Origin of the sequence: Cyanobium sp. ATX 6F1 (assembly GCF_024346315.1) — a bacterium.
Classification (GTDB): Bacteria; Cyanobacteriota; Cyanobacteriia; order PCC-6307; family Cyanobiaceae; genus ATX-6F1.
In genome coordinates this window covers 331218-343239 of the sequence record NZ_JAGQCS010000003.1, presented here as the reverse complement: position 1 = coordinate 343239, position 12022 = coordinate 331218, and the positions used below count along the sequence as shown (strand labels likewise).

General features: G+C 69.1%; 11 protein-coding genes. 8 read left to right on the top strand and 3 right to left on the bottom strand.

Going from position 1 to position 12022, the window contains the following annotated elements; genetic code table 11:
• The first annotated feature begins 163 nt into the window (after positions 1 to 163).
• Positions 164 to 2926, top strand: coding sequence for a cation-translocating P-type ATPase (locus KBZ13_RS06870; protein WP_255007687.1), 2763 nt, complete (start codon positions 164 to 166; stop codon positions 2924 to 2926).
• 166 nt (positions 2927 to 3092) lie between these two features.
• On the opposite strand, the gene KBZ13_RS06865 is transcribed toward KBZ13_RS06870, so the two are convergent.
• The 3 genes from KBZ13_RS06865 to KBZ13_RS06855 all read right to left on the bottom strand — a co-directional run bounded on the left by KBZ13_RS06865 (position 3093) and on the right by KBZ13_RS06855 (position 6018).
• The gene (locus KBZ13_RS06865; protein ID WP_255007685.1) at positions 3093 to 3518 is read right to left on the bottom strand and encodes a hypothetical protein; all 426 of its coding nucleotides are present in this window, start codon (positions 3516 to 3518) and stop codon (positions 3093 to 3095) included.
• Complete coding sequence (gene msrA, locus KBZ13_RS06860; RefSeq protein WP_255007684.1) at positions 3515 to 4183, bottom strand: peptide-methionine (S)-S-oxide reductase MsrA; 669 nt, start codon at positions 4181 to 4183, stop codon at positions 3515 to 3517. Before msrA ends, KBZ13_RS06865 begins: the two co-directional genes overlap by 4 nt.
• A gap of 86 nt (positions 4184 to 4269) precedes the next feature.
• On the bottom strand, positions 4270 to 6018 hold the full coding sequence (locus KBZ13_RS06855; protein WP_255007682.1) for an ABC transporter ATP-binding protein: 1749 nt from the start codon (positions 6016 to 6018) through the stop codon (positions 4270 to 4272).
• 80 nt (positions 6019 to 6098) lie between these two features.
• On the opposite strand from KBZ13_RS06855, the gene KBZ13_RS06850 reads away from it, so the two are divergent.
• The 7 genes from KBZ13_RS06850 (at position 6099) to KBZ13_RS06820 (ending at position 12003) form a co-directional block, all read left to right on the top strand.
• A complete protein-coding gene (locus KBZ13_RS06850) occupies positions 6099 to 6419 on the top strand; it encodes a DUF3288 family protein (protein ID WP_255007681.1) in 321 nt (106 codons plus the stop codon).
• Between the two features lie 153 nt (positions 6420 to 6572).
• Positions 6573 to 7619, top strand: a complete 1047-nt coding sequence (gene trpD, locus KBZ13_RS06845) for an anthranilate phosphoribosyltransferase (RefSeq protein WP_255007679.1) — start codon at positions 6573 to 6575, stop codon at positions 7617 to 7619.
• A 19-nt stretch (positions 7620 to 7638) separates the two neighbouring features.
• Entirely contained in the window at positions 7639 to 8802 is a 1164-nt protein-coding gene (carA, locus tag KBZ13_RS06840; RefSeq protein WP_255007760.1) for a glutamine-hydrolyzing carbamoyl-phosphate synthase small subunit, read from the top strand.
• A gap of 129 nt (positions 8803 to 8931) precedes the next feature.
• Positions 8932 to 9282 carry an STAS domain-containing protein gene (locus tag KBZ13_RS06835; RefSeq protein ID WP_255007677.1) on the top strand — a complete coding sequence of 117 codons (351 nt, stop codon included), beginning with the start codon at positions 8932 to 8934 and terminating at the stop codon, positions 9280 to 9282.
• A 52-nt stretch (positions 9283 to 9334) separates the two neighbouring features.
• Positions 9335 to 9721: a Mini-ribonuclease 3 gene (locus KBZ13_RS06830; RefSeq protein WP_315859610.1), complete on the top strand. Its 387-nt coding sequence runs from the start codon at positions 9335 to 9337 to the stop codon at positions 9719 to 9721.
• 19 nt (positions 9722 to 9740) lie between these two features.
• Positions 9741 to 11702 carry a 23S rRNA (guanosine(2251)-2'-O)-methyltransferase RlmB gene (gene rlmB / locus KBZ13_RS06825; protein ID WP_255007675.1) on the top strand — a complete coding sequence of 654 codons (1962 nt, stop codon included), beginning with the start codon at positions 9741 to 9743 and terminating at the stop codon, positions 11700 to 11702.
• Between the two features lie 55 nt (positions 11703 to 11757).
• Positions 11758 to 12003, top strand: coding sequence for a DUF1816 domain-containing protein (locus KBZ13_RS06820; protein WP_255007673.1), 246 nt, complete (start codon positions 11758 to 11760; stop codon positions 12001 to 12003).
• Positions 12004 to 12022: the final 19 nt, after the last annotated feature.

Here is a 12022-nt window from a genome sequence, read left to right as displayed (position 1 = left end):
GGGTCTGGGGGCGTCGGGGCGATGGCGGGGACGGAACCGGTGGTTTCCATGCTTCGGCACAGATTGGCACCTGCCATGGGTGTTGCCGACCCTCTGGCGCCCCGGGGCCGTCAATGCATGCGCTCCTGCTTAGGGTTCCGCCGGCCCGATCGTCTCCCCTCCGTTGAGCGCCTCTTCCACCGCTGCCTGGCACGACGTCAACGTGGAGCAGGCGCTCGTCCGGCTCGACTCCAGGGCCGGGGGCCTGAGCACGGCCGAAGCCGGCGAACGGCTGGCACTCCATGGCCCCAACCGCATCGAGGCGGCGGCGGGACGCAGCCAGTGGCGCATCCTGCTCGATCAATTCAGCAACGTGATGCTGCTGATGCTGATCGCCGTGGCGATCGTCGCGGCGGTGGTGGCCCACCTGGAGCAGAAATTTCCCAAGGACGCGATCGCGATCGCCCTGATCGTCGGCCTCAACGGGGTGCTGGGCTACCTGCAGGAAAGCAAGGCCCAGGAGGCCCTGCTGGCCCTGCGCGAGCTGAGCGAACCGATTGTGCAGCTGTTGCGCGATGGCAGCTGGCAGCAGCTTCCCAGTGAACAGCTGGTGCCCGGTGACGTGATCCGACTGGAGGCGGGGGATCGGGTGCCCGCTGACGCCCGCCTGCTCGAGGCCGTGGACCTGGGTCTGCGCGAAGCCGCCCTCACCGGTGAGGCGGAGGTGGTCTACAAGCAAACCGATCTGGTGCTGCCCGGGGAAACGCCGATCCTGGAGCGGCGCAACTGCCTGTTCCAGGGCACCGAAGTGGTGCGCGGCCGCGCCCAGGCTGTGGTGGCCGCCACGGGCATGGGCACCGAACTGGGCAAGATTGCCCAGCTGATCGATACGGCGGGCGAGGAGACCACACCCCTGCAGGACCGCCTCAACCGGCTGGGTCATGTGCTGGTGATCGCTTCGCTCACACTTGTGGGCGTGGTGTTGCTGCTGGGCTGGCTGCTGGGTCAGCCGATGCTCAACCTGATCGAGGTGTCGTTGAGCATGGCCGTGGCGATCGTGCCCGAGGGCCTGCCGGCGGTGATCACGGTCACCCTGGCGATCGGCACCCAGCGCATGGTGCGCCGCGCCGCCTTGATCCGGCGCTTGCCGGCGGTGGAGACCCTGGGCTCGGTCACGGTGATCTGTTCCGACAAGACCGGCACGCTCACCCAGAACCGCCAGGTGGTGCGCCAGCTGCGAGTCGGCTTCGAAGCGATCGATCTGAGCGGTGAGGGCTACGAGCCCACGGGAACCCTCAGCCACCGCCCCCTGGTTCCGCCCGAGGGCCACGGCCAAGGCCCCCCGTCGCAGGATCCGGGCTTGCTGCTGGCGGCCTCGCTGCTCTGCTCCGATGCCATGCTGCACCGGGAGGCGGATGGCACCTGGCAGGTGATCGGCGATCCCACCGAAGGTTCCCTGCTGGTGGCGGCGGCCAAGGCCGGCCTCGACAGCTTCGCCGTTCGGGAACGCCATCCCCGTTGCGCCGAGATTCCCTTCAGCTCCGAGCGTCAGTCCATGGCGGTCTGGGTGAGCGACCCAGACGGAAGCCTGCAGGCGCCCTTGGGGGAGGTGGCCCGCGGCTCCAGCCAGCTGCTGATCCTCAAGGGATCCCCTGAGGTGGTGCTCTCCAGTTGCAACCGTTGGCTTGGACCCGGGGGCACGGCCCCGCTGGATCCGGCTCTGCGCCACTGGTGGCGTGCCCAGTTCGACGAACTCGCCGGTCAGGGGCTGCGGCTCCTGGCGCTGGCGGCGTCGCCCCACCCGATCGGCCCCGAGCAGCCCCTGGAGGATCTGGTGCTGCTGGGGGTGGTGGCCCAGATGGACCCCCCGCGCCGGGAGGTGCTCCAGGCGGTGGCGGTGTGCCGCCAGGCGGGCATCCGACCGTTGATGATCACCGGCGATCACCCGCTCACGGCCCTGGCGATCGCCCAGGAGGTGGGCATCTGCGCGGCCGGCGATCCGGTCACCGAGGGCAGTGATCTGGCCCGCCTCGATGAGGACCAGCTCAAGGAGCTGCTGGGCCGTTGCAGCGTCTTCGCCCGGGTGGCGCCCGAGCAGAAGCTGCGCCTGGTGAAGGCGCTTCAGGCCCGCGGGGAGATCGTCTCGATGACGGGAGATGGGGTCAATGACGCCCCGGCGCTCAAGCAGGCCCACATCGGTGTGGCCATGGGCATCACCGGCACCGAAGTGAGCAAGGAGGCGGCCGACATGGTGCTCCTCGATGACAACTTCGCCACGATCGTCAGCGCCGTGGAAGAGGGGCGGCTGGTGTACACCAACATCCGACGTTTCGTGAAGTACATCCTCGGAAGCAATGTGGGCGAACTGATCACGATCGCCTCGGCGCCGCTGCTGGGCCTCACCGGGGTGCCGCTCACGCCCCTGCAGATTCTCTGGATGAACCTGGTCACCGACGGGGTGCCGGCCCTGGCCCTGGCGCTGGAGCCTGGGGATCAACTGCTGATGAAACGTCTACCGGCCAGGCCGGGGGAATCGATCTTCGCCCGAGGCCTGGGTAACTACATCCTGCGCATCGGGGTGATCTTCGCGGCGCTCACCATCGCCCTGATGGCCCTGGCCGTTCAACAGCAGTGGCCCTGGAAAACAATGGTGTTCACAACCCTCTGCCTGGCCCAGATGGGCCATGCCCTCACGGCACGCAGCGACCTTCCCCTGGTGCAGGTGCCGCCCTTCTCCAACCCCTGGCTGCTGCTGGCGGTGGTGTTCACCAGTGGGCTGCAGATGGCGCTGATCTACGTGGCTCCCCTGGCGAGATTCTTTGGTACCGAGTGGCTCGATCTCGAGCAACTGGGCGTGTGCCTGGGCTTCAGCCTGCTGCTGTTCGTCTATCTCGAAGCGGAGAAGCTGCTGGCGCTGCTGGCAAAGAAGCGACGGGCCCACCTTTGAGCCGGGCGGGTGGCGTTGGGGCCGGCGAACGCCAGAGGAAGGGCGACTCGCTGGGTCCCTGCAGGCGCACGTACCAGAACACCAGGGCGAAGACGAGTCCGAGGGTGATCACCACCCCCAGGATCACCTGGCGGTCACCCAGTGGTTCGGGATGGTTCATGGCCGTTCAGACCTCCTCGGTGCGCAGGCACTGCACCCGCTGGGGCAGCTGTTCAATGGTGAGTTCATCGCCGTTGAGGATCAGCCGCATGCCCTCGCTGGTCTTGTAGCGGAGCCCGGCCAGATCGGAGCTCTCCCGAAACAGGGTGGTGCGGAAGCGCCCGGAGATGATCGAGGCCTGGGCGTCGTTGCGTTCCACCACCAACACCCCCTCGCCCCGGCAGAGGTAGCGGGTCTTGATGGCGTAGTCCTCCCACCAGGGGGAGGTCATGGCCAGGCCAGGGGCGGCCAGCAGCGGGACCAGGGCCGCCGAGAAAGAGGTGGCGAAAAGGGGCCAGCGCAGCCGGGTTGGGAAGGCTTGGCACGGACGAGTGTTGCGGGCCACGGTCTTGGCGGTCTTCGGGGGTCTGAGCGGGTGGGGCCTTGGGCTCATCTCAGCGCGATCGGAGCGTTGTCTCCGCGCAGGATGCAGTGGGACACCGACCAGTCGTAGTGGGACCAGACGCTGGCGGGAAGTTGGTAGTGGGCGGAGCTGAAATCGCCCAGGCTGACGCCGCTGGGCTGAGCCGAGCAGTAGGGCCGGCTGCCCGGTTTGGCCAGGTATTGCTGGTGGTAACTCTCGGCGAAGTAAAAGGTCTTCCCCGAGGCGATCTCGGTGGTGATCGGCCCGAACCCGGCCGCGCTCAGCAGAACCTGATAGGCCGCCCGACTGGCTTCGGCCAGGGCCAGGGTCTTGTCGTTGGAGGTGTAGATCGCCGAGCGGTACTGACTGCCCACGTCACCGCCCTGGGCATTGCCCTGGGTGGGGTCGTGGCATTCCCAGAACAACTTGAGCAGATCGCTGAAATCGATATGTGCTTCATCCCACACCACCCGCACCACTTCGCTGTGGCCGGTGCGACCGGAGCAGACTTGCTGATAGGTGGGGTTGGTGGTCGTGCCGCCGGCATAGCCCACCGCCGTGGTCACGACTCCCGGCAAGCGCCAGAAGCCCTTTTCGGCTCCCCAGAAGCAACCGCAACCGAACAGCACCTCCCCCTGGCCGGGGAGCAGCGCTGAGCGCAGGGGCGTGCCCAGCACCGCATGACGTTCGTCCATCACCGCCATCGATCCCGCTCGTGAGCCACCCAGGAGCCTAGGCAAAAACGCCCGTGAACCCGCGTCCAGGTGTCTTGGGGGAGGCTTCAAACCGCCTGCAGCTGTTGCTCGGCCTCCTGGCGTTCCCACAGCCGCCGATAGGTGCCCGGCACACTCACCAGCTCGTTGTGGTGACCCTGCTGCACCAGGCGTCCCTCCTCGAGCACCAGGATCCGATCGCAGGCGGCCGCCGCCGAGAGCTGGTGGCTGATCATCAGGATCGTGCGCCCCTGCTGGGAACGCACCGACTGGAGGATCTCGGCGGCGGTGTTGTTGTCGACGCTGGCGAGGGCGTCATCGAGCACCAGCAACGGCGTGCGCACCAGCAGGGCCCGACCCAGGGCCGTGCGCTGACGCTGGCCGCCGCTGAGGGTGATGCCACGTTCCCCGACGAGGGTCGCGTAGCCGTCGGGGAAACCCTTGATGTCGCCCTCCAGCCGGGCGTCCTGGGCGGCCTGCTCCACCCGGGCCTGGCCCGCCTGGGGATCGCCGTAGCGCAGGTTGTCCGCGAGGGTGGCGGTGAACAGGTAGCCCTCCTGGGGCACCAGGGCCACCCTGCGGCGCAGGTCGTCGAGGGAGAGGTCGGTCACATCGACCCCGTCGAGGAACAGCTGCCCCGGGTCCACCTCCACCATGCGCCCCAGGGCCCGGGCCAGGGTGGTCTTGCCGCAGCCCACCGGGCCCACCACCGCCACCAGTTCACCGGGCTCGAGCCGGAAGCTCACACCCGCCAGGGCCGACCGGCTCGCCCCCGGATAGCGCACCTCCAGACCCCGGGCCTCCAGCACCCCCTGACCCTCAGGGTTGGGTGCAACGGGTGTGGGGCTCGATTGCACGCTTGGCTGGCGGCTGAGCAGGCTCTGCACGCGCTCCAGGCTCACCTGGCCCGTCTGGAAGGTGTTGAGGGTGAACCCCAGCAGGGCGGTGGGAAACACCAGTCGCTCCACGTAGAGGATCAGGGCGACCAAGTCGCCGATGCTGAGCCGTCCGTTCTCCAGTTGGCCACTGCTCAGGGCCAGCAGCAGGAGCAGGCTCAGGGCCGAGATGCCTTCCAGCAACGGGAACAGGGTGCTGCGGGTGCGGGCCAGCCGCAGGGCGGCATCGCGGTAGCGGCCGTTGCGCTCGGCGAAGGCCTTTTCTTCGGTGGCCTCCTGGCCGTAGATCTTGATGGCGCTGATGCCGGAGAGGTCCTCCTGGATCAGGTCGCTGAGCCGGGCCAGGTCCTCCTGCTGGAGTCGCTGCTGGCCCATCATCCGGCCACCGAACAGGCGCACCACCGAGATCATCACCGGGTAGATCGCCAGGGCCGCCAGGCTCAGCCAGGGATCGATCAACAGCATCGCCGGCAGGGTGAAGGCGTAGGCCAGGGCGGTGTTGCTCAGGCTGAGCACGGCGAAACCCAGCAGCCGGCGCACGTTCTCCACATCGCTGGTGGCGCGGCTGATCACCTCGCCACTGCCGGTGGTCTGCACCCAGCCCGGTTCCTGGAGCAGCATGTGATCGAAGATCCGCTGGCGCAGGGTCACCTCCACCTGGCGCCCGACGCCGAACACCACCAGGCGTGAATAGAGCCGCGCGCCGCCCATCACCGTCGCCAGCACCACGATCAGCCCGGCCTGCCGCAGCACATCGTTGAGGGCAAATCCCACCTTCAGCCCATCGATCGCGTTGCGCACGATCAGCGGGATCGCCACGCTCAGCAGGTTGACCACCAGCAGCGCCACCACGCCCACCAGGAGCTGCCGGCGGTGGGGCCTGAGGTAACTCCAGAGCAGGCCAGGGCGCAGGGCGGCCATCGGGGTGGGCAGGGAAGCACCAACCTACGGATCCCGGGGCCATGCTGGAGCCCCACCCGTCCAGCGCCGGACCCGCAGTGATGGCCGAACCCGATGTCCTCCAGACCCACCCTCTCTATGCCACCGACCGGGACCTGGTGGACCGCCTGCTGGCGGTGACGGCACCGGTGGACCAGGACCTGGTGGAGTTGGCGCGGCTGGCGATGCGCTACGAGGGCTTCCCCGGTGCCCATGACCTCCAAGACGACCTGGCCAAGACCCTGCGTCTCTGGGCCCTCGATCGCCAGCAGTTGCACCAGCGCACCCGGGCGATCTGGGCCGCCGGGCACCGGCCCGGGGCCCTGGCCCAGCAGGAGCCTGTGGGCTCCGGTTTCGACACGGCGGACCAGACCAATGACTGAGGGCATGGCTTGAACGCAACGATGCGAACACATCTGCGGGTGTTCGCCAGAAAGGCCCCCTTCGGGTGATAGTGGAGATGTCCCCATCACCCGGCCCGGAGTGCATTGCACCCGGGCTTTTTTCTGAGCACCTCCCGCAACCGACCGCCCCGGATGGCTGAATCGACCTCCTGGCCAGTTCTTTTGGAGACCCTGTTGCAGGGCCGATCACTGAGCGGGGATGAGGCGACGGCGCTGATGGGGGGCTGGCTCGAGGAGCGGATCGATCCGGTGCTGACCGGGGCCCTGCTGGCGGCCCTGCGGGCCAAGGGGCCCACCGGTGAGGAACTGGCCTCCATGGCCCGGGTGCTGCGCCAGGCCTGCCCCGTGCCCGGCGAGCGGCCCGATCTGCCCCTGGTGGACACCTGCGGCACCGGCGGTGATGGCGCCGACAGCTTCAACATCTCCACAGCGGTGGCCTTCACCGCCGCCGCCTGTGGCGCCACAGTGGCCAAGCACGGCAACCGCAGCGCCAGTGGCCGGGTGGGCTCGGCCGATGTGCTCGAAGCCCTGGGCCTCAACCTCAGGGCTCCTGCGGCCGAGGTGATCGCGGCACTCCCCCGGGCGGGCGTCACGTTTCTGTTTGCCCCTGGCTGGCATCCGGCCCTGGTGGGCCTGGCCCCACTGCGGCGCAGCCTCGGGGTGCGCACCGTGTTCAACCTGCTCGGTCCGCTGGTCAATCCCCTGGCTCCCGAGGCCCAGGTGCTGGGGGTGGCCCGTGCCGACCTGCTCGATCCGATGGCCGAGGCCCTCGCCCGCTTGGGTCTGCGTCGGGCCGTGGTGGTCCATGGCCACGGGGGGCTCGATGAGGCCACCCTCTCCGGTGCGAGCGAGCTGCGGCTGGTGGAAGGCGCACAGGTCAGCGCCGGCACTCTCGATCCCCTGGCCCTGGGCCTGGAGGTCGCCTCCGCTGACGCCCTGGCCGGCGGTGACCTGGCCACCAACCAGGCCATCCTCGAAGCGGTGCTGCAGGGGCGCGGCACCAGGGCCCAGCGCGACGTGGTGGCCCTCAACACCGCCCTGGTGCTCTGGGCCGCCGGTCGTTGCGACTCGGTGGCAGAGGCCTTGCCCGTGGCCCAGGCGGCCCTGAGCTCCGGCGAGGCCTGGGGGCGTCTGCTGGCGCTGCGTTCGGCCCTGGCCTCAGATGGCGCTGGGGGATGATCAAGGGGTGGAGCCACTGATGCCGTTGACTGCCGCCGCGCCCGCCCCCGAGCAACGGGAAGCCCTGCTGGTGCTGGCCGATGGTCTGGTATTGCGGGGCAAGGGTTTCGGCGCCGTCGGCACAGCCCTTGGCGAGGTGGTCTTCAACACGGGCATGACCGGCTACCAGGAGGTGATGACCGACCCCAGCTACGCCGGCCAGCTGATCACCTTCACTTACCCCGAGCTCGGCAACACCGGGGTCAACCCCGAGGATCAGGAGGCTGGCCACGCCGCCATCCGCGGTGTGATCGCCCGCCAGCTGGCGCCCGTGGCCAGCAGCTGGCGCCAGCGGGGCGATCTGAACCAGTGGCTGCAGAACGAGGGAGTGGTGGGCATCTCCGGAGTGGACACCCGTGCCCTGGTGCGGCACCTGCGCGACGGTGGCGCCATCAACGGCGCCATCAGCAGCGACGGCACCCCGGTGAGAGAGCTCCTGGAGCAGGTGCTTCAGGCCCCGTCGATGGAGGGTCTCAACCTGGCCGAAAGGGTCAGCACCGCCGCGGCCTACAACTGGGAGTCGCTGTGCCCCGCGGCCTTCGACCAGCGATTGCAACCCCGACCCGAGCGGCCCTACCGGGTGGTGGCGATCGATTTCGGCATCAAGCGGGCGATTCTCGAGCGGCTGGTGGCCCACGGCTGCGCCATCACCGTGCTGCCCGCTGGCAGTGATCTGGCCGCCGTGCTGGCCCATGAACCTGAGGGGGTCTTTCTCTCCAACGGGCCCGGCGATCCCGCCGCCGTCACCCCTGGCATCGCACTGGCCCGCGGCCTGCTGCAACAGCGGAATCTGCCGGTGTTCGGCATCTGCCTGGGGCACCAGATCCTAGGGCTGGCCCTGGGGGGACGTACCTTCAAGCTGGCGTTCGGCCACCGCGGTCTCAACCACCCCTGCGGCAGCACCGGCCTGGTGGAGATCACCAGCCAGAACCACGGCTTCGCCATCGACGCCGAGTCCTTGCGGGGCGAACAGGTGGAGATCACCCACTACAACCTCAACGACCGCACCGTGGCGGCCCTGGTCCACCGGCACCTGCCTGTGTTCGGAGTGCAGTACCACCCGGAGGCCAGCCCCGGCCCCCACGATGCCGACCATCACTTCAGCCGTTTCGTTGCCTTGATGGCCGAGCGCCGACCGCTCTGAGGGCCTTCGCCGCCGGATGGGCAGCCCGTCGTTGCCAATGGTTCGACCCGGTTCCACAGACCGAAGAGATCTCTACACTTCTGACGCTTGTGACGTTTGAGGGCTGGACCGATCACGGATCTGCAGCGATTGACGGTCTCCCTGCGGGGTGGCTGCGAACCGGCAGCCTCCCATCTGCTCTTTCGGTTCACGGGCCAGCTGGATGCGTATTCCGAGAAGCAGTTCCTGGAATTCATCACCGAGCACCGCAAGAATGCCGCCCTGGCGCTGGTGATCGACCTCAGCCGCATCGACTTCATCGATTCCTCCGGCCTTGGGGCCATGGTCCAGCTGGCCAAGCAATGCAATGAGGCCAACGTTCAGTTCCAGGTGGTGGGCAATGCCCGGGTGGTGCAGACCGTGAAGCTGGTGCGCCTGGAGAGCTTCCTGCACCTGCAGCCCGACCTGGAGACGGCGATTGGCTCCCTCGCCGCCGCCTGAACCGCCAGGATCCCCCGTCCAGCAGGAAGGCAGTGAACCGGCGGGGGCCTGGCTGGAGCGGGCCTGTGCCCTCTGTCCGGCGGACCAGCTGACTCCCCTGCAATTGGCCTGGCTGGGGGATGCGGTGTGGGAACTGCACCAGCGTCTGCGCCGCTGCCAGCGTCCTGGCCGGGTGCAGGAACTCCATTCGGCGGTGGTCAACGAGGTGCGGGCCCAGGCCCAGTCCGCTGCCTTGGAGCGACTCGAACCGCTGCTTGAAGGCCAGGAGCTGGAATGGGTGCGGCGGGGCCGCAACCGGGCCGGTCAGGGTCCCCGCAAGGGGGAAGCCGGGATTTATGGCCGGGCGACGGGATTTGAGACAATGGTGGGCTGGCTCTTTCTGCAGAACCCGAACCGGCTCGCTCAGCTGCTGGATCGACTGGATGAGACCGACCCATAGACCTTCGCCCGTTTCTGCCATGAGCCCAAAATTCATCCGCCGGGACAAGGGTTCCGGGGCGGGCTCCGCCGGTGAAGGTCCACGGGGACCGAGGCCTGCGCGGTTTGGTGCGCCCCGTTTCGGTGCCCCCCGCTCGGGCGGCGCCTTCAGAGGCCCGAGGTCGGAGTGGCGCGACGACGGTGAACGGGGTGGGACGCGCGGTGATGAGCGCGGCGGCGAGGGCCGTCGGGAGGGACCCAGGCCCGAGGGGGGGCGCTATGAGCCCCGTCGTTTCGAAGGCCGCCGCGCGGATCCCCGCAAGCCAGAGGGTTCCAGGTACGAGGGCCGCCGGCCCGAGGGGCGGGGCGCTGAGCGCCGCCCGTTTGAGGGGCGCTCGTTGGATGGCCGCGCTCCCTACGGACGAGGTACCGACGGACGAGGTGGCGAGGGACGGGGCGCTGAAGGGGGCAGCTACCAGGCACGTCGACCTGAGGGCCGTCGCCCTGGGGCGGATCGCTTCAAGGCTCCCCGGCCCGATCGTTTCGGCGCCCCAGGGGATCGCCCCTACGGCGAGCGGCCCCGGGGCAACCGCTTCGAGGCGCGGCCCTCCGACGGCCGCCGGGCTGAAGGAGCCTGGGGCGAAGGTTCCCGCCCCAGTGGGGACCGTCCCGGTGGTTCCCGGCCGATGGGGGCTCGCCCCGTCGGAGGGCGCTTCAGCCGCCGGGGCCCCGAGCAGAGCGATGGCGACCATCGCGGCGCCTATCGGCCGCTCGCTGGCCGGCCCGGCCGCCCCACCCAGGAGGGCCCCGATCGCCCCAGCAGGGCGGGCTCCCCTGGGACGGGCCAGGGCGAGCGCACACCAGATACAGAGTTCGCCGTAGAGGCGGCCTCCGGCTCCGAGCGCTTCGGTGCTGCCCCCGCCGACGATCTGATCTGGGGGCGTCACTCGGCCCAGGCGACGCTTGAGTCCGAGCGACCCATCCACAGGATCTGGTGCACGCCCGAACTGCGCTTCAGCCCCAAGTTCCTGCAACTGCTGCGGGAGGCCAAGTCTTCGGGGGTGCTGGTGGAGGAGGTGACCTGGGCCCGTCTGGGCCAGCTCACCGGCGGCGCCGTGCACCAGGGCATCGTGCTGCAGACCGCCGCCGCTGAAACCTTTGACCTCGACGCCCTGATCGAGGGCTGCCGCGGCCTGGAGGAGCCGCCGCTGCTGATGGCGGTTGATGGCCTCACCGATCCCCACAACCTGGGGGCGATCGTGCGCAGCGCCGAGGCCCTCGGGGCCCACGGGCTGGTGCTGCCCCAGCGGCGCTCCGCCGGTCTCACCGGCTCGGTGGCCAAGGTGGCCGCCGGTGCACTGGAGCACCTGCCGGTGGCGCGGGTGGTCAACCTCAATCGATCGCTCGACAGCCTCAAACAGGAGGGCTACCGCGTCATCGGTCTGGCGGAGGAGGGCAGTGTCAGCCTGACCGAGGCGATGCTCGATGGCCCGCTGGTGATCGTCACCGGATCGGAGAGCGAGGGCCTCTCGATGCTCACGCGCAAGCACTGCGACCAGTTGGTGCGCATCCCGCTGCGGGGAGCGACCCCCAGCCTGAACGCCTCGGTGGCGACGGCCTTGCTGCTCTATGAGGTGGCGCGCAGGGGCTGGATGCGCCAGATCACCGGCTCCGCTCCGGCACCCCGGGTGGTGCGTCCCCTGCTGAGCACCCGCCCCTCGACGGCCGCGCCTGGCTCAACCGAGCCGAACGAGGCCCATGGTCTGAAGGTTCATCCTGTGGATGATCAGGCTTCGGATGTGCCTCCCCTTGCGGCCTCGTCGCCCAGCGATGACGGCCCCGGTGATGGGGCCTCCACCCCTGAGGCGCCTTCCCAGAGCGCCCTGTTGGTGGACGAGGCCACCGACCCGGCCACCGACCCGGCCACCGACCCGGCCATAGATCAGGCCATAGATCAGGCCAAGGGGGCGGCGGCCTGTGTCGGTGAGGACATCTGTCTCTGAAGGCGGTCACCCAAGGCCGGAGGCCCTTCAGAATGAAGCGACTGCATCTGTTGCGATGTCTTCCCTGCTGTGGCCGCTCCGAAGCCTGGCCAATGGTCTTGGGCTGGCCTGGTGGGCGCGGATTCAGACCCGCTCCCCCGAGGTCACCTACTGGTTCGGCCCTTTCGTGCGCCGCACTGAGCTGGAGGCGGCGCTGCCGGCCTTCCTGGCGGATGTGGAGAGCGAAGGTCCAGGGTTCATCGAGCACGAGCTGTTGCAGGTCCGCCGGGGTGAACCGCTCACGGTGGAGGGATCGCCCTGAACTAGCGTCGGGCCTCCAA

Excerpts from the sequence above, each read along its gene's own strand:
- KBZ13_RS06865 (WP_255007685.1), bottom strand. The coding sequence starts at position 3,518 with ATGAGCCCAAGGCCCCACCCGCTCAGACCCCCGAAGACCGCCAAGACC.
- msrA (WP_255007684.1), bottom strand. The coding sequence starts at position 4,183 with ATGGACGAACGTCATGCGGTGCTGGGCACGCCCCTGCGCTCAGCGCTG.
- KBZ13_RS06855 (WP_255007682.1), bottom strand. The coding sequence starts at position 6,018 with ATGGCCGCCCTGCGCCCTGGCCTGCTCTGGAGTTACCTCAGGCCCCAC.
- KBZ13_RS06850 (WP_255007681.1), top strand. The coding sequence starts at position 6,099 with ATGGCCGAACCCGATGTCCTCCAGACCCACCCTCTCTATGCCACCGAC.
- trpD (WP_255007679.1), top strand. The coding sequence starts at position 6,573 with ATGGCTGAATCGACCTCCTGGCCAGTTCTTTTGGAGACCCTGTTGCAG.
- carA (WP_255007760.1), top strand. The coding sequence starts at position 7,639 with ATGCCGTTGACTGCCGCCGCGCCCGCCCCCGAGCAACGGGAAGCCCTG.
- rlmB (WP_255007675.1), top strand. The coding sequence starts at position 9,741 with ATGAGCCCAAAATTCATCCGCCGGGACAAGGGTTCCGGGGCGGGCTCC.
- KBZ13_RS06820 (WP_255007673.1), top strand. The coding sequence starts at position 11,758 with ATGTCTTCCCTGCTGTGGCCGCTCCGAAGCCTGGCCAATGGTCTTGGG.